General features: G+C 54.9%; 20 protein-coding genes. 4 read left to right on the top strand and 16 right to left on the bottom strand.

Translation table 11 applies throughout. The features are described 5' to 3' along the window. Positions 1 to 47: 47 nt before the first annotated feature. Both can and AAC019_RS05380 read left to right on the top strand, forming a co-directional pair. The gene (gene can, locus AAC019_RS05385; protein WP_339897577.1) at positions 48 to 677 is read left to right on the top strand and encodes a carbonate dehydratase; all 630 of its coding nucleotides are present in this window, start codon (positions 48 to 50) and stop codon (positions 675 to 677) included. A 57-nt stretch (positions 678 to 734) separates the two neighbouring features. Next, a complete protein-coding gene (locus tag AAC019_RS05380; RefSeq protein WP_339897575.1) occupies positions 735 to 1,460 on the top strand; it encodes a spermidine synthase in 726 nt (241 codons plus the stop codon). A 28-nt stretch (positions 1,461 to 1,488) separates the two neighbouring features. Here AAC019_RS05380 and AAC019_RS05375 read toward each other — a convergent pair whose 3' ends face one another. The 8 genes from AAC019_RS05375 to AAC019_RS05340 form a co-directional block, all read right to left on the bottom strand. Then, positions 1,489 to 1,821, bottom strand: coding sequence for a 4a-hydroxytetrahydrobiopterin dehydratase (locus AAC019_RS05375; protein ID WP_339897574.1), 333 nt, complete (start codon positions 1,819 to 1,821; stop codon positions 1,489 to 1,491). 213 nt (positions 1,822 to 2,034) lie between these two features. Continuing rightward, on the bottom strand, positions 2,035 to 3,555 hold the full coding sequence (locus tag AAC019_RS05370; RefSeq protein ID WP_339897573.1) for a fumarate hydratase: 1,521 nt from the start codon (positions 3,553 to 3,555) through the stop codon (positions 2,035 to 2,037). Positions 3,556 to 3,711: 156 nt separating this feature from the next. After that, the gene (locus AAC019_RS05365; RefSeq protein ID WP_339897571.1) at positions 3,712 to 4,503 is read right to left on the bottom strand and encodes a hypothetical protein; all 792 of its coding nucleotides are present in this window, start codon (positions 4,501 to 4,503) and stop codon (positions 3,712 to 3,714) included. A 208-nt stretch (positions 4,504 to 4,711) separates the two neighbouring features. Further along, positions 4,712 to 5,293, bottom strand: coding sequence for a superoxide dismutase [Fe] (gene sodB / locus AAC019_RS05360; RefSeq protein ID WP_339897570.1), 582 nt, complete (start codon positions 5,291 to 5,293; stop codon positions 4,712 to 4,714). Between the two features lie 221 nt (positions 5,294 to 5,514). Further along, positions 5,515 to 7,164 (bottom strand): chaperonin GroEL, encoded by a 1,650-nt coding sequence (groL, locus tag AAC019_RS05355; protein WP_339897569.1) that lies wholly within the window; start codon positions 7,162 to 7,164, stop codon positions 5,515 to 5,517. Positions 7,165 to 7,214: 50 nt separating this feature from the next. Further along, positions 7,215 to 7,505: a co-chaperone GroES gene (locus AAC019_RS05350; RefSeq protein WP_339897568.1), complete on the bottom strand. Its 291-nt coding sequence runs from the start codon at positions 7,503 to 7,505 to the stop codon at positions 7,215 to 7,217. Positions 7,506 to 7,759: 254 nt separating this feature from the next. Then, positions 7,760 to 8,230: an FxsA family protein gene (locus AAC019_RS05345; protein ID WP_339897567.1), complete on the bottom strand. Its 471-nt coding sequence runs from the start codon at positions 8,228 to 8,230 to the stop codon at positions 7,760 to 7,762. 37 nt (positions 8,231 to 8,267) lie between these two features. After that, complete coding sequence (locus AAC019_RS05340) at positions 8,268 to 9,293, bottom strand: DUF481 domain-containing protein (protein ID WP_339897566.1); 1,026 nt, start codon at positions 9,291 to 9,293, stop codon at positions 8,268 to 8,270. Between the two features lie 84 nt (positions 9,294 to 9,377). On the opposite strand from AAC019_RS05340, the gene AAC019_RS05335 reads away from it, so the two are divergent. Beyond that, positions 9,378 to 9,698, top strand: coding sequence for an MGMT family protein (locus tag AAC019_RS05335; protein ID WP_339897565.1), 321 nt, complete (start codon positions 9,378 to 9,380; stop codon positions 9,696 to 9,698). Here the strand turns inward: AAC019_RS05335 and AAC019_RS05330 are convergent. The 3 genes from AAC019_RS05330 to rhlB form a co-directional block, all read right to left on the bottom strand. Continuing rightward, entirely contained in the window at positions 9,677 to 11,059 is a 1,383-nt protein-coding gene (locus tag AAC019_RS05330) for an MFS transporter (RefSeq protein ID WP_339897564.1), read from the bottom strand. The genes AAC019_RS05335 and AAC019_RS05330 overlap by 22 nt on opposite strands. A gap of 72 nt (positions 11,060 to 11,131) precedes the next feature. Beyond that, positions 11,132 to 11,965, bottom strand: a complete 834-nt coding sequence (locus AAC019_RS05325) for a DMT family transporter (RefSeq protein ID WP_339897563.1) — start codon at positions 11,963 to 11,965, stop codon at positions 11,132 to 11,134. A gap of 67 nt (positions 11,966 to 12,032) precedes the next feature. Next, positions 12,033 to 13,670, bottom strand: coding sequence for an ATP-dependent RNA helicase RhlB (gene rhlB / locus AAC019_RS05320; RefSeq protein WP_339897562.1), 1,638 nt, complete (start codon positions 13,668 to 13,670; stop codon positions 12,033 to 12,035). A 170-nt stretch (positions 13,671 to 13,840) separates the two neighbouring features. On the opposite strand from rhlB, the gene AAC019_RS05315 reads away from it, so the two are divergent. Then, positions 13,841 to 14,533, top strand: coding sequence for an amidotransferase (locus AAC019_RS05315; protein WP_339897560.1), 693 nt, complete (start codon positions 13,841 to 13,843; stop codon positions 14,531 to 14,533). Between the two features lie 55 nt (positions 14,534 to 14,588). On the opposite strand, the gene AAC019_RS05310 is transcribed toward AAC019_RS05315, so the two are convergent. The 5 genes from AAC019_RS05310 to AAC019_RS05290 all read right to left on the bottom strand — a co-directional run bounded on the left by AAC019_RS05310 (position 14,589) and on the right by AAC019_RS05290 (position 20,079). Beyond that, the gene (locus AAC019_RS05310) at positions 14,589 to 15,824 is read right to left on the bottom strand and encodes an MHYT domain-containing protein (protein ID WP_339897558.1); all 1,236 of its coding nucleotides are present in this window, start codon (positions 15,822 to 15,824) and stop codon (positions 14,589 to 14,591) included. 222 nt (positions 15,825 to 16,046) lie between these two features. Next, positions 16,047 to 16,415, bottom strand: a complete 369-nt coding sequence (locus AAC019_RS05305; protein ID WP_339897557.1) for an FmdB family zinc ribbon protein — start codon at positions 16,413 to 16,415, stop codon at positions 16,047 to 16,049. Between the two features lie 3 nt (positions 16,416 to 16,418). Then, positions 16,419 to 17,651, bottom strand: coding sequence for a formamidase (gene fmdA, locus AAC019_RS05300; protein ID WP_339897556.1), 1,233 nt, complete (start codon positions 17,649 to 17,651; stop codon positions 16,419 to 16,421). A gap of 250 nt (positions 17,652 to 17,901) precedes the next feature. After that, positions 17,902 to 18,972, bottom strand: a complete 1,071-nt coding sequence (locus AAC019_RS05295) for an AAA family ATPase (RefSeq protein ID WP_339897555.1) — start codon at positions 18,970 to 18,972, stop codon at positions 17,902 to 17,904. Positions 18,973 to 19,035: 63 nt separating this feature from the next. Further along, on the bottom strand, positions 19,036 to 20,079 hold the full coding sequence (locus tag AAC019_RS05290) for an aliphatic amidase (protein ID WP_339897554.1): 1,044 nt from the start codon (positions 20,077 to 20,079) through the stop codon (positions 19,036 to 19,038). Between the last annotated feature and the right edge of the window lie 49 nt (positions 20,080 to 20,128).

Genomic DNA, 20,128 nt, shown 5'->3' with positions numbered 1-20,128 from the left:
GGCGCATTGAAATATAATGGCGTCGCTTAAAAACTTAAGGGGGCCCAATGAACAAACTGGAAGAACTCTTTGCCAACAACGCCCGCTGGGCGGAAAAAATCAAAGCAGAAGACCCTGATTTTTTTTCTAAACTGTCACAGCAACAATCTCCCGAATATCTCTGGATCGGCTGCTCCGATAGCCGGGTGCCGGCCAACCAGATCGTCGATTTGATGCCGGGCGATTTGTTTGTGCATCGCAATGTCGCCAACCTTGTGGTTCACACCGACCTAAACTGTATGTCAGTGATGCAGTTTGCGGTGGATGTACTAAAGGTTAAGCACATTATGGTAACCGGCCATTACGGCTGTGGCGGGGTTAAGTCCTCGATGCAAAATCAACAGTTCGGTATCGTCGACTACTGGATTCGCAACATTCGCGATGTTTACTATGCCCACCGCGAAGAGCTTGAGTCCATCAGTGATGAAGATGATCGTATCGATCGGCTGTGTGAGCTAAACGTTGTGCAACAGGTATCCAATGTGGCGCACACCAACATCGTGCAAAACGCCTGGAAGCGTGGTCAGGAGCTCACCCTGCACGGCTGGTGCTACAGCATTAAAGACGGCATCATTCGCGACCTGATGGACCCCATTGTGGGGCTGGACGATATCAGCGAGCGCTACCGCCTAGTATAAGCTCTTCAGCGGTTAACAATACAACACTGTAGCCCACGGGCTGCCCAAGGATTTGACGTGGCCCGCCTTTTTGCCGAGCTCGACAGCCAACCGACACACCTGGGAGAAATTTCCCTGCGTCGGCGACTGATCCCAACGCTCGGGGACGATTACATTTACGAAGTAAAACTTGGCGACGAGTTTTTAATGTCGAGTTTATTCGTCGATGCGGAAGTGGCTCTGGCGGATTTAGGGCTTGCAGCCACACCCGGGCAACAGCTTAAGGTCGTCGTGGGTGGGCTGGGGTTGGGCTACACGGCGCAAGCGGCGTTAAAAGATCCGCGCATCGCAAGGTTGCTAGTGGTAGAGGCACTCGCGCCGGTCATTGATTGGCACAAAAAGGCTTTAGTGCCGGTGGGTGAAGCACTGAATAACGACACCCGCTGCCATTATATACTGGGTAGCTTTTTTGAATTAGCCAAGCCCGAGCTGGGCTTTGACCCAGACACCCCAGGCGCCCTGTTCGACGCCATCCTGCTGGATATTGACCACTCCCCCAGCGAATTTCTTAACAGCGAAAACGCCGGCTTTTATACCGGCGACAACCTGCGCGCCATGGCGCAGCAAATAAAGCCCGGGGGGGTATTTGCCATGTGGAGCCAAAACCCACCGGACGCGCAATTTATAGCACTGCTAGAAAGTGTTTTTGCCAAAGTAACGAGCGAGTTGGTGAGTTTTTACAACCCGTTTGCTCAAGTTGAGGCAAGCAACAGTGTGTATATTGCCCACACCCACCAAAGCTAAATAATGGCGCAAACGCCACCCAGGCACGCTACAGTGTGCTGGTTTTAGCCGCCATAATAAAATCGTTTTTGTGCAAGCCTTTGATCTTGTGAGTCCACCAATCTACGGTGACTTTGCCATACTCAGTGACAAGCTTGGGGTGATGCTGAACGTCTTCGGCCAGCTCGCCCACCTGATTGGTAAAGCTTAGCGCCTCGGCAAAGTTTTTAAATTCAAACACCCGGGTTAACACCGGAATCCCCTCAACCGTTTTTACCGTCCAGTTGGGCACATCGGTTAAGTGCTGGTCTATTTCGGCCTGGGTGAGCTTCGGCGCATCGGCGCTACAGGCTTCGCAGGTTTGCTGGTGTAATGCAGACATCGTCAATCTCCTATCAATCGTGTGGTGATTAGTTAGCGTCTCTTCACACTCACTGCGACACATTAAACGGCAAGACGTTCCTGCGGATTACCAGCTGTGAACTACCACTAGCCATGCCGCGCAATCACGTACCTTAACACCACAAGTAGGCACCACCAGCAGGTATCGCCAGCAGGTATCGCCAGCGGGTGCAAGGTACGTAACGCAGCGTTATTAGCTAACGCTAACCACGCCTTCTTCGATTTTGGCGCGCCACATTTGCGGGCCAGTTTTGTGCACCGATTCACCTTTGCTGTCCACAGCCACCGTAACCGGCATATCTTTTACATCAAACTCGTAAATAGCCTCCATGCCCAGCTCCGGGAAGCCCAGCACCTTAGCCGACTTAATAGCCTGGGCTACTAAGTAAGCCGCGCCACCAACCGCCATCAGGTACACCGACTCGTTATCGCGGATGGCCTCAATCGCCACGGGGCCGCGCTCAGCTTTACCAATCATGCCCAACAGGCCGGTTTCTTCCAGCATGGTGCGGGTAAATTTATCCATGCGGGTAGCCGTGGTAGGGCCGGCGGGGCCAACCACTTCGTCGCGCACCGGGTCGACAGGGCCCACGTAGTAAATAAAGCGCCCGGTCATATCCACGGGCAGTTGTTCACCTTTGGCGAGCATGTCGGTCATTTTTTTATGGGCCGCATCGCGCCCGGTGAGCATTTTGCCCGACAATAAAATGGTGTCGCCCGGCTGCCACTGCTTAACGTCTTCAGCGGTGACTGTATCCAGATTGACGCGGCGTACCGTATCGGACACCTCCCAGCTGATCTCCGGCCAATCGTCCAGCGACGGCGGCGTTTGCAGCGCCGGCCCATCACCCTTAAGGGTAAAGTGAGCGTGCCGGGTGGCGGCGCAGTTGGGGATAATCGCTACCGCTTTGTTGGCCGCGTGGGTGGGGTAATCTTTAACCTTAACGTCCAGTACAGTCGTCAGGCCGCCAAGGCCCTGCGCACCAATCCCTAAACGGTTTACTTTATCGTACAACTCAAGGCGCAGCTCTTCGCTGCGGTTGTCGGCGCCGCGCGCTTGCAAGTCCTGGATATCCACCGGGTCCAGCAGCGCCTCTTTGGCCAGCAGCATGGCTTTTTCGGCCGTGCCGCCAATCCCAATACCCAACATACCCGGCGGACACCAGCCGGCGCCCATTTTTGGCACCATATCCAGCACCCAATCGACGACTGAGTCGGAGGGATTAAGCATGGCAAACTTAGTTTTCGCCTCACTGCCGCCGCCTTTTGCCGCCACATGCACGTCGACTGTGTTACCCGGCACAATGTTGTAGTGAATCACCGCAGGGGTATTGTCGCCGGTGTTTTTACGCGCACCATCAGGGTCCTCAAGAATCGAGGCGCGCAATACATTATCAGGGTTGTTGTATGCGCGGCGCACACCTTCGTTAACCATATCGGTCAAGCCCTGGCTGGCCTCCCACTGCACATCCATACCCACTTCCACAAACACAGTCACAATACCTGTGTCCTGGCAGATGGGACGGTGCCCCATGGCACACATGCGCGAGTTGATTAAGATTTGCGCCATGGCGTCTTTCGCAGCGGGGTTTGCCTCGCGCTCGTAAGCCTGATGCACGGCCTGAATAAAATCGACGGGATGGTAGTAAGAGATAAACTGCAGAGCGTCGGCGACGCTCTCGATAAAATCGGCTTCTTTAATCACGGTAGTCATAGCAAAATCTCTGGGGTTTGATCTTTGCCCGTAATTTTACACCAATCCCCGCGCTAAAACTAAACCGATCCACACGGCCAAACTTTCACTAAGGTAGCGGGCGCTGGCCTCGCGTTGTGTGCACAGAGCGTGGCCAGCGCGATAAAACCCGAATAGCTAAGGCGCCGTTACGGCCCCGGTACTGGCGTTACTGATTTGCCGCTTAAGCTGCAGAATATCGTTATTAATATTGCGGCGGTAGGCATCGATGGCGGCAATGGCCTCTTCGTTGGTTTTAACCCGGCCGGCCAAATCGCGCATACCTGGCAGCTGCTGCGAGACACGCTGCACATCAAGGCTGAGGCTTTCAATTCGGTCAGGCGCCGATTCAAGCCTGGCCATTGTCTTATTGGCCTGGGTCAGCTGCGCGGTTAACTTATCGAGCTGCGCTTGCAGCTCTTTCTTCACGCTGGCTGCGCTGGCACTGGCGTTCGTTGCGCTTTTTTCGGCGCTGCTCACCTGCTTTTTCAAGGCGGCTAAAGCATCTTCGTTGGCGGTGATTTTTTTGCGGTTGGTATCCTGCGAAACACCCCACAATTTGCGAATCTCTGAATCAGCCCACTCCAGCTTGTCCTGAATTTCGTCAACCGTTTGGCTGGACTGATCGGAGTTTAAATTAAGGCGAGTTTCAAGCCCGGCGATGCGGTGCTCGGCATCGGCCAGGGACTTTTGCGACTCGGTTAATTGCCACATCAAGTAGCCACTGCCACCCACACCCGCGATAGCGACAATCAATGCCAATACGGCTACCTTTCCCGGGCCACTGCCCGACTCTGGCGCGGGTGGCGGAGTTGGCTTAGCGCCGCTGCCGGCACGGCTGGCAGAGGTTCGCGGCGCTGGCTGGTCATCGGGCAACTGTTCGTCACGGTCGGGGACAACGCCCCCCAGTGTGGGCTCTTTGCGTTCCATAATAGTCCTATACGGCAATTCAATGGGTCGTGGCAGCGCTTAAAGCGATCATACCGGTTACTGGGTAACGGTTATAACAGTTATGACCCGAAAAAAGAAGTAACCGGCGGCGCACAAAAAACGCCGGCATTGCCGACGTTTTTTTGCGGTACGGAAGGATCAGCTAACGCCAACCCTACCCGCCTCCATATCGCTATATTACAACAGCTTAGGCAAAGTTGGCGTTAACAAATTCCCAGTTAACCAGTGCCCAGAACGCATCCATATACTTAGGACGTGCGTTGCGATAATCGATGTAGTAAGCGTGCTCCCATACATCAACGGTCAGCAGCGGAGTCACTGAGTCGTCGGTCAACGGGGTTTCGGCATTAGAGGTGTTAACAATGGCAACAGAACCGTCGGCCTTTTTCACCAACCAAGTCCAGCCAGAGCCGAAGTTACCCACCGCTTGCGCGGTAAACTCTTCTTTAAATTTGTCGAACGAGCCGAAGGCGGCATCGATCGCGCTGGCCACATCACCGGTAGCGGCACCGCCACCGTTGGGGCTCAGGCAGTGCCAGTAAAAGGTGTGGTTCCAAATTTGAGCGGCGTTGTTAAACACACCACCGGAGGAGGTCTTAACCACTTCTTCCAGGCTCTTGCCTTCAAACTCGGTACCAGGTACCGCAGCGTTGAGCTTATCGACGTAGGTTTTGTGGTGCTTACCATAGTGAAAATCTAAGGTTTCCTCTGAGATATGAGGAGCCAGAGCATCTTTTGCGTAGGGCAGTTCCGGTAATTCAAAAGCCATAACGTTCTCCTTGGTACACGGTAAAAGTTACACGGTAAAAAGCCACTCGGTAATAAGTTACCCAGTGAAAATACTACACCGGTTCAAGCCGGTATTTGTAAGATTGGTCATCGACGGGTCTTAATGCCGATGCTGGTTGTAATGAAGCAATTGTGAGGCCAAAGTATAGCCCCATAAAACAAAGGCACCTACAAGGTAGGTGCCTTTTATTGGGGTTGGGCTTACATCATGCCACCCATACCACCCATACCGCCCATGCCACCCATATCCGGGGCACCAGCTGAACCGCCTTCGTCAGGCTTATCAGCTACCATGGCTTCGGTGGTAATCATCAGGCCAGCAACCGAGCCCGCCGCTTGCAACGCGGTACGGGTTACTTTAGCCGGATCCAGAATACCCATCTCCAGCATATCGCCGTACACACCGGTGGCAGCATTAAAGCCGAAGTTACCTTCACCTTTGCGAACCACATCGGCCACAACCGAGGCCTCTTCACCGGCGTTGGTCACGATCTGACGCAGCGGCGCTTCCATGGCGCGACGGGCAATAGCGATACCCGCGTCTTGCTCTTCGTTGTCACCCTTCAGATCCATGATGGCAGCCACGGCGCGCAACAAGGCAGTACCACCGCCGGGTACAACGCCCTCTTCTACCGCTGCGCGGGTTGCGTGCAACGCATCTTCTACACGGGCTTTCTTCTCTTTCATTTCCATTTCGGTAGCGGCGCCAACTTTAATAACGGCAACACCGCCCGCCAGCTTAGCAACACGCTCTTGCAGCTTTTCGCGATCGTAATCGGAGCTGGTTTCTTCGATCTGAGTGCGGATTTGCGCAACGCGAGACTCAATCTCTTTAGCGTCACCGGCACCGTCAACGATGGTGGTGTTCTCTTTGCTCATGGTGACGCGCTTGGCGGTACCCAGGTGCTCCAGAGTAACGTTTTCCAGATCCAGGCCTACTTCTTCGCTGATCACGGTGCCACCAGTCAGTACCGCGATATCTTGCAGCATAGCCTTGCGACGATCACCAAAACCAGGCGCCTTACACGCAGACACTTTAACAATGCCGCGCATGTTGTTTACCACCAAGGTGGCCAGCGCTTCGCCTTCAACGTCTTCGGCCACAATGACTAACGGCTTGCCCGATTTGGCTACTGCTTCCAGAGTTGGCAGCAACTCGCGGATGTTAGAGATTTTTTTGTCAACCAACAGAACGTAAGGGGCGTCCTGCTCAACCATCATGTTGTCTTGGTTGGTAATGAAGTAAGGCGACAGATAACCGCGGTCAAACTGCATACCTTCAACCACGTCCAGCTCGTTCTCAAGGCTGGTGCCCTCTTCAACGGTAATAACACCTTCTTTACCGACTTTAGCCATCGCTTCGGCGATAATGTCACCGATGTGCGAGTCACTGTTGGCCGAGATCGTGCCCACCTGAGCAATCGCTTTGGGGGTATCACAGGGCTGAGCAATAGACTGAATGTGAGCAACCGCTGCGATTACCGCTTTGTCGATGCCGCGCTTCAGATCCATTGGGTTCATGCCGGCCGCTACTGACTTAAGGCCTTCGTTAACAATCGATTGCGCTAATACCGTCGCGGTAGTGGTGCCGTCACCGGCGTCGTCAGAGGCTTTAGAGGCAACCTCTTTCACCATCTGCGCGCCCATGTTTTCAAACTTGTCTTCCAGGCTAATTTCTTTGGCCACAGAAACACCATCTTTGGTCACGGTCGGCGCGCCAAAAGATTTTTCCAGCACAACGTTGCGGCCCTTGGGCCCCAAGGTCGCTTTAACGGCATCGGCCAAAATGTTAACGCCTTTTGCCATACGCTGACGGGCGTTATCACCAAACTTCACTTCTTTAGCAGACATAATTCAATTCCTTGCAATAAATCGTTCAACAACACTAAAAGGGGCGGGGATTAAGCGAGAACGGCTTTGATATCGCCTTCGCTCAAAATCACCAACTCTTCACCTTCAACCTCGATGGTGTCGCTGCCGGCGTATTTGCCGAACACAACAGTGTCACCTACTTTCACGTCAACCGGACGAACGTCACCGTTATCCAGTACGCGGCCATTACCTACCGCCACTACTTCACCCTGATTGGGCTTTTCTTTGGCGGAGCCTGGCAAAACAATACCACCAGCGGTCGTTTGCTCTTCTTCCTTGCGGCGAACCACAACGCGATCGTGTAACGGACGAATATTCATGGACTTCTATCTCCAACTAGCAGGTTTAAATGCGTAGTAACAAAAAGGTCAAAACGACAATGTCTAACCCGGGTTACCCCGGACTCTTGCCGAACCCGGCAAAAATTCGGTTGTTGCGCAGGGCATTGGCCATACGCTTGCGAACTTGCTCAAAAGGTGGGGATGGCCGCTAGGGTTTTCAATAGCCGGGGCGGGAAAAAAATCAAAAAAAGCGGAAGTTTTAAGCGAATTCGACCCAAACCCCACCAAACTGATTACTTTTTAGGCAGGGACGGATCATTTTTGGCGTCGTCGGTACGCTGAAACTCACCGTCGTAGACATCGCCCGGGCCCGACGAGCGCGGCTCCTGCTGCGACCCCATGTGGCCACCCTGCACCACAATGCGCCGCCCCAGTGCGCCAAACAAGGCCTTGCGGCAGGGCGGAAGCAACAGTAAAAAGCCCACCGTGTCGGTAAAAAAGCCAGGGGTAAGCAGCATAGCGCCGGCAAAGGCGAGCATAATGCCCTCGACCATCTCCTGCGCTGGCACTTGCCCTTGCTGCATGCGGTTGCGGGCACGCATCAGGGTAGCGAGCCCCTGCCAGCGCAACAGCAATACGCCGAACACGGCGGTGAGCACCACCAGCGCCACGGTGGGCATAACGCCAATAAGATCCCCCACCTGAATAAACAGGGCGATTTCCAGTAATGGCACAACAATAAATAGAAGAAAGAATATCGGCATTAAAACTCCAGTTTACGCCTCGGCGTGAGGGTATAGACTACCAATCATAACTTACCCCAAGCATTAAGCGGGTATCCTCGCGCTGCTTGTCCTGCTGGGGCTCGTTATCCACGTTGTAATCGACCTTGACCTCCGAGTACAAGTCGCCGGCCAGCAAAGTGCTAAAGCCGGTGCCGCTGGTCAGGCGCCAATCACTGCTGTCTTCCAATGAGCGGGTAATTTCATTTTCATGAAAGAACGATACCCCAAAAGGCAACAGATAGCGGAAGTTAGTTCCCAATCGCAGGGCGAATCGTTCGTTTACCTCGCTAAAATCCGGCTCTGGCTCTTCGGGTATCTCGTACTGCTCATTCAGATACGTCAACCCGGCCGTCAAGGATAAAGCGGTATCGGAGTTTTCCCAAAACTGATAACCGGTACCGCTACCAAAAGTGTAGTACTGCTCAACGCCGCGAGACTCATCGGCCCCGACCGATACATCGTTGGTCCAGAACCAACGCTCCCGAAAAAACCAATCCAGCGTATAGCGCCCCAACCAGAGCTCATCGGGCGCCTCTCTATCGGATGAATAGCTGGCGTATTCAAAATTGCCATGATGACGAAATTCACTGCGGCGATATTCAATTTGAGTTTTCATTTTTATATCGCTGCGAACATCGTTACCCTCGGCAAAAAAGCCCGACAAACCAAATTTGCCCCGGTAGGTATATTCACCCTCAATGTGACTCTCAAACGGCAGCATGATATCGAGCGAGGCCAAGGGCACACTGCGCTGATCCGGGTCGCCCCCACAGGAGTAAAATAAATACTCCTGTTTCATGCCGTCAATCAGGCAGGGCGTGGCACTGCCGCTTAGCTTCATGGGCATTGTGGTACTAATATTTTTGATCTTGGAGCGGGCGATTTTCACCTCGCCAAAATTACTGCTGGCCCACACCAACGACTCGCCGTCGAGCTTAACAAAGTCCCCCTCAAGGCGGTCGCCATTAAACAACTCGACAAAACCCGCCTGAGCCACGCTGACTTTAAGCAATAAAAGTACAATGAGTCCCAGTTTTTTCACATTCGTAACCACTCTCGCATTACACTAAACAGACACGCCGGTGTATCGGCTAATTGCTTTCGTTTAAGGATTTATATGCGATCCGTGCAAACGCCTCCACCCCACAATCCGCCACCCGAGCCGCTGTACACGGTACTGGCGCGCATTCCGGCCGGGCGGGTTGTCACCTACGGGCAACTCGCCACGCTGGCCGGACGGCCCGGTGCCGCACGCTGGGTTGGCAACCGGCTGCGCGCCCTCCCGGAGGATACTCAGCTACCCTGGCATCGCGTGGTCGCCGCCACTGGCAAATTGTCATTGCGCGGCGACGGCGCCAAACAGCAACGCGCCCGCCTGGAAACCGAAGGTGTCGTTTTCCAGCAAGAGCGTATTCGCCTCGCCCACTACCGCTGGCTGGCCGAGTGAGTCTCTCCCCCCGGCTGTAATTGCCGTCCTATCACTAACAGTAAAACAAGACCGGGTATAACCATCAGGGCTGTTAATACAAAAAACAGCGCCCAGTTACCACCCAACCAATCGACGAACGCACCGCTACCCGAGGCCAGAGTCGTGCGCCCCAAGTTGCCCAGTGAAGCCAACAGCGCGTATTGCGCGCCCGAGAACGCACGCCCCGTAAGCCAGGTTAGCAAAGACACAAACGCCACGGTCGAGAAGGCGGCGCAAAAGTTATCGACGACGATGGCCGCCATAAACAGGGTTTCATTGGGGCCGGTTACGGCAATCCAGGCAAACATTAAGTTGCTGGCAGCCATCGCCACACCCCCAATAAACAAGCCGCGCACAATGCCGTAGCGAATATTGATGGTACTGCCAAGCAGGGTAAAGGCCACCGTAAGCCCCCAGCCGATCAGCTTAGAGTAATGGGCAATATCCTCGTTGGAGAAACCAATCTCGCGATAAAACACGATGGACATGCGCCCTAAAAAAGCCTCACCAATTTTAAATAAAAACACAAACAGCAGTATCGACAACGCCAAACGCCAACCGTTGCGACGAAAGAAATCGGCAAAGGGCTCTACTACCGTCACGCTCAACCACACCAGCAAGCGCTCGAGCTGGCTGCTGCCCGCACGCAGCGCTCCGGCATAGCGCAATTGCGCGGCGGCTTGTAGCTGCTCGCGCTCGGTCACGGGCTCGCGCACCAGCAAAGTAAACCCCATCAGCAGCGCCATAACCAAAGCCATCCACAGGTAAACGCCGGACCACCCCATCGCATCGGCATTGGCAAACGCCAGATACCCCGGCAGTGAATAGCCCGTCCACCAGCCGATGATACTAACGGCTGAGGCCGCGGGCACACGCGGAGCATCATCACCGATAATCTCAATTCGGTAGGCGTCGATAGCGATATCGTGGGTCGACGAGCACACAGCGATGCCCAAGGCCAATACCCCAGTCCACAGCAGGCTGACCTCGGGCTGGGTTCCCACGACGCCTAAAATAAGCAGCAACATGAGCCCTTGCAGGGTGATGATCCAGCTGCGACGCAAGCCCAGACGGCGGGTTAAAAACGGCAGCTTTACCCGGTCGAGCAGCGGCGCCCACAAAAAATTAATGGCGTACACGACAAAGACCGCACCAACCAGCCCCACCTCGGCACGCGAGATGCCAGCATCGGTCAGCCAGCCAGTTAAGTTAGAGCCAATTAAAACGAAGGGAAAGCCAGACGAGCAGCCCAGTAAAAAGACGTACAGCAGGCGGATGTCGCGATATTGTTGCAGTGCCGCGAGCCACGGATGGGCTGCAGCGGTACCTGTCTTTTGCATAGCCCGGGCCGGTTGCTCAAATGCGCAACGTTAACAGAAATTAGACGCCAGCGCAGCACCGCTCACACGGAACTATCGACGCACCTGCAAAGTTTCGTAAAAGGCCGCCAGTGACACCAACAAGCCGCCCACAATGGTTGCCAAAGTCGGCACACTGCCAAGCAACAGCAGCGCATATAACACACCGTAAACCGGCTGCATGCACGAGACCAAGCCCACCGTCTTGGGTCGTAAAAAACGCAGCGAATAACCCAATAGTGCGTGCGCCACAGCGGTAAACAGTACCCCCAACAACAGTACCAGCCCCACGTCCCCCACCTGGGGCAGCTCGCCCACCCACAGCAGGGCCGGGGCGATCATCAGAGCAGTAACCGCCGTTTGATAAGCCAGCGAGCGGGCCGCACTCACCTCGCTAAACCAATGCCCCAGTAAAATATTACGCAGAGCAAACAGCAGCGCCGAGAACAGCCCCCACAGCACCCCCTGGGTCGTGTTGTTGGCCAGGTCAAACTCTGGCACCAACAGGTAAACACCCAGCAGCACTAACACACCACTTATCAGGTCGCGCCAGTTGAGCCGGATACGGGTAAAAAAAGGTTCGAGAAAAACCGTCATAACGGGGTAGGCAAACAGCGCAATCATACCAATGGCCACACTGGAGAGCTGCATTGCGTGAAAATAAGTCACCCAGTGCAGCCCCAACAGCACCCCTAATAGCAGCATTCGGGCGTAGTCTCTGGCGCTATCGAGCCCCACGGCGCCCTCGCGCCACTGCACCCAGGCAAACAACACGGCCGCGGCAATGGCGGTGCGGTAACCGGTAATCTCCCACGCGGGCAAATCAATCACGCGCGCAAAAATGCCGGTTGCGCCCATTAGCACAACCGTCAAATGTAACACCAACATTGCCGAGCGAGCGCTATGCATAAGGTTGGGGGCGAGCACGGCTCGCCGTCATAAAGGGGTTACAGGATCAGCGCGACGAGCGTTGACCGCCTCGGGGGCCGCGATTATTGCCTCGGCCAGATCCACGATTATTGCCTCGGCCACCGTCGCGCGACGAGCGATCACCGGGGGCGCGACGTGGCGCGGGTGCCATGGGCGGGGTTTCGGCCAGCAACGCTTCGGGGGGCTGCTCGCAGCGCAAGTCGCGCCCCAATAATGTCTGGATGGGCTCCAGCAAAAAGGCATCGTCTTCACAGGCAAAGCTGATCGAGGTGCCGCTGTTGCCGGCACGGCCTGTGCGGCCAATTCGGTGCACATAGTCTTCCGGCTCTTCAGGCAGAGTAAAGTTAACCACATGACTGATACCGTCGATGTGGATACCCCGCCCGGCGACATCCGTTGCCACCAACACTTTAATGGTGCCGTCTTTAAAGGCATTTAAGGTGGAGACACGTTTGTTTTGCGCGATCTCGCCGGACAATAATCCAACCTTAATACCGTGGCGCTTGAGCTTCTCCTCCAGCCGGCGGCATTCGTCCCGGCGATTGGCAAACACGATCAAGCTCTCTACCGAGTCATCCTGAATCAGGTTGTAAAGCAATGTGTATTTTTCATCGGTGCTGGCCAGGTACACATGCTGCGTGACGGTATCCGTGGCGACACTTTTGGGCTCAATCACCACCGTCTCCGGGTTGTTGGTCCACTGCTCGACCAAGCGGTGCACCTCATCGGTAAAAGTGGCCGAAAAGAACAGCGTCTGACGCTCTTCGCGACGCGGTGTCTGCCGCACAATTTGCCGAACTTGCGGGATAAATCCCATATCGAGCATACGGTCGGCTTCATCAATGACCATGATTTCCAGCTGATCTAAATGCACATCTTTGTTGCGACAAAAATCCAGCAAGCGCCCCGGCGTGGCCACCAAAATATCCACCAAACTATCGTTTAAGCGGCGCTGTTGTTTGCCGTAATCCATACCGCCCACCAGCGTGTGCACTTGCAAATCGGTGTACTTGCACAGCAACTCGGCGTCTTCCGCAATCTGCATCACCAGCTCGCGGGTCGGTGCAATCACCAGCGCCCGCGCCTCACCGGCGTAGCGCTGCTCTTCGAGCGGGTGTTTAATCAGATCTTCAATAATGGCGGTTAAAAAGGCCGCGGTCTTACCGGTGCCCGTCTGGGCTTTACCCACCACATCGCGACCTTTGAGGGCAAACGGTAGCGATTGCCCCTGAATCGGCGAGCAGTACTCAAATCCCAAATCGGCAATCGCGTGCATCAAATCGTTGTCGAGATTAAAGTCGTGAAAGCGAACCTTGCCTTCTACCTCGGGCACCGCAAACTGCGAGATATCCCACGGCTGCTTTGGCGGGCGTCGTGATTTGCTGCGTGGCGCGCCAGAGCTTGAGGTGCTTTTAGGTGTGTCGTTGCCCCTGGAGGGCGCGGAGCTTTTGGCCGCTTGGGGTGATTTATCGGCGCTTTTGTTGGCGGGCTTGGTGCTGCGCTTGGCGCGGCTATCGGCGCCCTTGGGGGCGTCGCCACGGCTGCTCGACTTGCGCGCTTGACTACCGGCCTGCCTGGATGAGTCAGCCGTTTGGCGGGTGTTATCGGCCTGTTTCGGTGTGCTGCTGCCACCGACTATTTTCTTAAACAGCTTTGCGATCAAAATAAAACACCTATTGATTAAAATGTGGGCGGAGTATACACGATTATGCGGCTATTAACCCTTTTCGTGCCGCCCACGCGCGCAGGGCTGAGGCTGCAAAATCAGCGCCTACGCTTGTTAATCTCGCGCCCGGGCGACTATGATCGTCCTCTCGCGGTAAGGAGCTTGTTATGCGTATCAGTGTTCTACAGCACGTCCCCTTTGAAGACATCGCCAGCATGGCCGATGAGTTTAACGCGCGCCGCTTTCAGGTGACCACTCATCACCTTTATCGCGGCGACCCGCTACCGGCAACAGACGATTTTGATTGGCTGGTAGTGATGGACGGCCCCATGAGTGTTGGCGACACCCGCGAGCACCCCTGGCTCGGCCCCGAGCAACAGCTGATTGCCGACGCTATCGCAGGCAACAAACGGGTGCTGGGAATTTGCCTGGGCGCGCAGCTGATTGCCAGCGCTTTGGGGGCCCGCGTGGTACCCGGGCAACACCGTGAAATTGGCTGGCATCCGCTGCAGGGCATTAGCAGCCACTCGATGTATGCTTCACTGTTTAGCGACAACCCCACCGTTTTTCACTGGCACGGCGACACCTTTACCCTGCCTCAGGGCGCGGTTCAGTTAGCCCGCAGCGAAGCGTGCGAGCAACAGGCGTTTGCCATTGGCCAACGGGTGCTAGCGCTACAGTTTCACGTCGAAACAAACCCCGACTCCGCCCGGGCGATTTTGGCCAACTGCAGTGCCGAGCTGGATGGCAGCCGTTTTGTGCAGCCTCCGGAGACAATTGCCGGCACCCCCGAACAGTTTGCCGCGATCCATAGGCTGATGGGCCAGATGATCGAGATTATGGCCGACGACAAACCCTGAGTATTGCCCTAAGGGCGCCAGCGGCAACCGCTAAGACGACAAATACCGCACGCCATTAAGCGGCGGCGTTAAGGTCGGAGCTGTAGCGTGTTTTTTGTGCCTCGCGCACCAGCAAGCGGCTATTGCTGGCCGAATCCGGGTACTGACTAAAGCCCAGTAACCACTGCCCATAAGTCTCGGCGTGACGCACCTCGGCCAGTGCGCGTTTAAGTTGGGTAAAAGTCGTCGCCAGCTCGTTCTGATTAAGTGGCGGGACGATGGCAATAAAGCCTGCACTGCTGTAGCGTGCCACTTGCGAGCCACGGCCAAGTACGTCGCTTATCGCCGTCGCAAATCCCTGCGCCATCTCTTGCGCCGCCGATTCTCCCAGAGTATTACTCAGCTCACGATAGCCGTTCATATCGATGTAAACCACACTAAAGCGGTTACCGCTTACCGCTATCTTTTGCATCAGCTGTTGCTCAAAGCGTGTGCGATTAGAAAGGCCGGTGGCCTGATCCACAAACGCATTCTCCATGACTTTATGGTGCGCCTGAGCGGCGCTGCGGCGCTCTAGCTCGGCCTGCCTGAAATCGCGGTAGGCAACCACCAGGGCCAATAGCAACACAAGGCTCGCGACGATCGCGGTGGGTATACCCATCCACTGCCCCTGCAACGTATTGTCGTGAGCCGCCATGGCGTGCATCGGGTAACTGGCAGCGGCCATCCCGGTGTAGTGCATACCGCAAATGGCCGCCCCCATTACCAGCGCGGCAACCACCTTCACCGCCATCGCATATTTAGCGGGTACTACCCGTACTTGGCGACAGATTACCAACGCCGCGCCCGAGGCCACCACCGCGATCAAAGCCGAGATAGCCACAATTAGCGAATCGTATTGAATTTGCGGGTCCATACGCATGGCGTACATTCCGCCGTAGTGCATGGCACAAATACCGGCGCCCATAATTACCGCGCTGGCGACAATACTTAGGGCACTGACTGTCGGCCGGGTAATCACATACAGCGCCAAAGCCGAGGCCAGTACCGCGGGAATCCAGGACAAAATCGTCAGCGGCGCACTAAAGCTCATGGTCATACCCGCGGGCATCGTGTAAGCACTCATGCCCACAAAGTGCATCGACCAAATGCCCGAGCCAAGACAAACAGCCCCCATGCCCAACCAAAATTTGCGGCCGGCACCATCGTGCATAGTAAAAATTCGGGTACCAAAGTAAATCGCGGTGTAGGCGGCAATAACCGCCACGCAGTATGAAGCAAATACCAGCGTTAAATTGTAACTACCTGTCATATTGAGCTACCGATAAGCTGTTCAGAAGTGGAGGGTCGGCGATTTTACGCGCCAAAGTGAATTAAAGATCACCCGCCAATGTAAGCTTATGTAAAGACACTCCGGCGCAACTCAGGCAAACCGCTCAACGCTTAAGTGCTTTTTATAGGCAAAAAAAGGGGGAGCTAAGCTCCCCAAACCTCAAACTCCATGTACTCAAACAAGCACTCTCATTACTCCCGGCTAATGGCTGATCATCCAGGGCCGGGCCGATGGAAAGATCTTGCTGCCATCGGGGGTGTAAAACACTTTCGACTTACGAATCGGACTGTCGCCGCAGCCGCACCCTTTGCCGTGTTTATGCTCGCGGCGGGCTCTGTCTTCGGCGCGCGATTCGGGGGTAGAGAAAGCCGGCGTGTCCCGCGATTTCTCGTTGCGGGTATGAGCCTCGCGATTGCCCGGCGCCATATCCATAATCTTAGGCGACATCATAATGACGCGACCTGACAGGGTGCCGCACTGCGGGCAAGCGGCGGGCTCAGAGCTTTTGTCCATAGTGGCAAGCTCGTTAAACACACCGTGCTCGCTGCAGCGATAGTCGTAAACGGGCATGGCTTACTCCTTATCTTTGGACAGCGGAATATCGACAGAACCGTCGACCATTTTCTTCGGCCCCTCGGCGGTGGGGTTGATATCAAACTCAAAAATATCGTTGGGCAACCACAAGGTGGCACAGGCATTAGGGATATCCACGACCCCGCTGATGTGTCCCTGCACTGGCGCACAACCCAAAATGGCATAACTCTGGGCTTTGCTGTAGCCAAACTTGGTTAAAAACTCGATCGCGTTAAGGCACGCTTGGCGATAGGCCACATGCACATCCAGATAGTGCTGACCGCCGTACTCATCGACCGAGATGCCTTCAAAGATAATGTAGTCATCGTATTTCGGCGTAATCGGGCTCGGCTTAAAGATCGGGTTCTTAACGCCGTACATCTCCATGCCGTTCTTTACCAGATTAACCCGCAGATGAATCCAGCCGGCCATTTCGATAGCGCCGCAGAAAGTAATTTCACCGTCACCCTGACTAAAGTGCAAATCGCCCACACTCAGGCCACCGCCTTTAACGTATACGGGAAAGTAAATTTTAGAGCCGCGCGACAAATCTTTAATATCGCAGTTACCACCGTGCTCGCGCGGCGGCACGGTGCGGGCACCTTCGGCCGCGGCCGCTTTGGCCTCGTCACCGTGCATACGGCCCATGTGCGCGGTATCTGCATAAGGCAAGGTAGCCAGCGCCGGCACACGCTCGGGCTCGGTGTCATACAGGCCCTGCTCGCGCTCGTTCCAGGTATCCAACAAATCTTTTGATGGCAAACAACCAATTAAGCCCGGGTGAATCAAACCCGCAAACTCGACGCCGGGAATATGGCGCGACTTGGTAAACATGCCGTTAAAGTCCCAGATAGATTTTTGCGCCTCAGGGAAGTGCTCGGTTAAAAAGCCGCCACCATTTTGCTTAGAGAAAAACCCGTTAAATCCCCACTGGCTTTCTTTAAAGGCGCCAATATCGAGAATATCTACCACCAGCAAATCGCCGGGCTCGGCGCCCTCAACCCCTACCGGGCCGGACAAAAAGTGAACCTGTGTTAAATCAACATCGCGCACATCGTCCGCATTGTCGTTGTTTTCGATCTGGCCACCGGTCCAGTCGTAGCACTCCATAATAAAATCGTCGCCGGGCTTAACCGTAGCTACCATCGGAATGTCCGGATGCCAGCGGTTGTGAATCATGTCGTTCTCGTAGGCCGACTTGGATAAATCGATTTTGACGATCGTTTCTGTCATGACTTAGGCTCCTGAATAGCTCAGCAATAATGCAGCAAAGGCGCGATGGCGACTGACTGCGAATGTGGCCTCAGTATCGAGTTCACTGACACAATCGACAATACGACAAATAGCCCGTGAGCTACGTCATTTGACGCATTGCTTATATGGGGTGACGGTGGACGGTGGGCGGTGGGCGGTGGGCGGTGGGCGGTGGACAGCATAACCACGGCGCTGGCCGGGGGTCAGCGCCGTGGTTTTAAAAATACCCTTAACGTGCGAGAAAAATAAGCCGGCCCGATTGCCAATGACCCTCGGCCAAAGACAACTCAGAGGAAGAAGGCTCGGTGTTAGCCTGCAATAAAAAGCTCGCCAGGGGCGCCTCCACAGCATCGCGCACCAACCGCCTGACAGAGCGTGCGCCGTAGCGATTGTCCAGGGCGTTTTTACCGAGCCTCTCATAGGCCTCCGCCGTCAGCGTAAGGCGCCAGCCTTTCTTATTAAGCCGGCGGTTTAAACGGGCGAGCTCTAGCTCTAAAAGACTGTGGGCATGAGTGTCCCCCAGAGGGCGGTAAATAAGCACCCGATCCAACCGGTTAATAAACTCTGGGTCAAAAAACGCCTCAATGTGTTCGTGTACTTTGCGACGAACTCTGGGAGGTAAATCGGCGCCACCACCGCCGGGGCGCCAGCGCGAGCGCTTAAGCCAGGCGCTCAACTGACGTCCGCCCAGATTGCTCGTCATCAGCAATAGCGTATTGCGAAAATCGATGGTCTTTTCACCTGCGCTTAAGCGCAGGTGGCCGTCTTCCAGTACGTTTAATAAAGCGCGCAACACTTCTGGGCTGGCCTTCTCAATCTCATCAAACAACACAATGCCGGGAGTCGAGTAATCACCGGCCACCAACGCTGCATCAAATAATGTGTGCCCTTCTTTACTGCCCACATACCCAGGCGGCGCACCGGATAAAGCCGCACTGTAGTGCGCCTGAGATAAGGTATTCATATCGATACGGCAAAAGTTATCGGCCCTGCCCGTTAGCGCCTCGGCCAGCGCTTTTACCGTAGCCGTTTTACCCACGCCGGTAGGGCCCGCCAACAGCGCGGACCACAGCGGCCGATCGGGGTCGGCAATATCGGCTTTGATAACATCTAACGCGTTATCGAACGCCGCCATCGCCTCGGGCTGACCCACAATGCGCTCACGCAAGAGTTTTTTGGCCTGAGGCAAGTCAAATCGAAACCGGGTTTGTCCTAACCGGGTAGCGGCGGGCCGGGCTTCCGCGGGCGGCTTAGGCGCGCATTGCTCTTGATCGGCCAGCATGTCATTGATAAAAGGCACGGCCACCTCAACACTCTAAAAATACACCGCAACAGCCAGGGCCAGTTGCGGCAAGCTAAACGGTTAATCCGCCGACTTCTCTTTTCCATCTACCGGCAAATCACCCACGGGGCAATCGGCCACACCAATCGTCGAGCGTGTCAGCGCCTCGACATCGGCTTGGGTTTTTTCAGCGTCTAAAACCCAACTGCGGTAAAAATCAAACGGACACTCGGCGATACCTTTATCGCCATCACCCGAGTTATAAACACCGCTATAACCACGATGCAGTAATTTAAACAAGTGATTTTGCGACTGATCGTTTTTACGCGCGTCGCGGATTTGCGATACCGATAATTGCGCGTACTGCACGCCCATATCTTCTTCGCCGCACTCGCCTAACGTGCGGCCATCAAAACCGATAAGGGCCGAGTGACCAAAGTAGGAATACACACCATCAAAGCCCGAGGCGTTGGCCACCGCCACATAGCAGTTATTGGCCCAGGCCATCGATTTTGCCATCATCACTTGCTGCTCTTTAGCGGGGTACATATAGCCCTGACAGCGAACAATCAACTCGGCCCCTTTCATGGCACAATCGCGCCAGATCTCTGGATAATTGCCATCGTCACAAATAATCAAACTGATTTTCATGCCCTTAGGGCCCTCAGTGACATAGGTTTTGTCACCGGGGTACCAACCCTCAATGGGGCACCAGGGGATGCACTTACGGTACTTTTGAACAATCTCGCCCTGATTATTAATCAACACTAAGGTGTTGTAAGGGGCCTTATTCGGATGCTCCTCGTGCTGTTCACCGGTGAGTGAAAACACTCCCCAGGTATCGGCCTGACGGCAGGCCTCAGAGAAGATAGCGGTCTCATCGCCGGGAATGGTGGCTGCGGTGGCCATCATCTCGTCGTTGTCGTACATAATGCCCATGGTGCTGTATTCGGGGAATACCACCAAATCCATACCCGGCAAACCTTTTTTCATACCGATAATCATATCGGCAATGTTGCGGGCATTGTCTAACACCTCAGCCTTGGTATGTAACCGAGGCATTTTGTAATTTACCACCGCAACACCGACTGTATCGGGACTGCTGGAAATATCACCGTGACGCATGGTTGACTCCTATAAAACGGGTGTAACAACCCAAAAGCTGTTACACCAA

Source organism: uncultured Gilvimarinus sp. (genome assembly GCF_963975215.1).
In the GTDB taxonomy this organism is placed as follows: domain Bacteria; phylum Pseudomonadota; class Gammaproteobacteria; order Pseudomonadales; family Cellvibrionaceae; genus Gilvimarinus.
The sequence above is the reverse complement of the archived record's forward strand: the minus strand, read 5'-3'. Positions and strand labels throughout refer to the sequence as shown.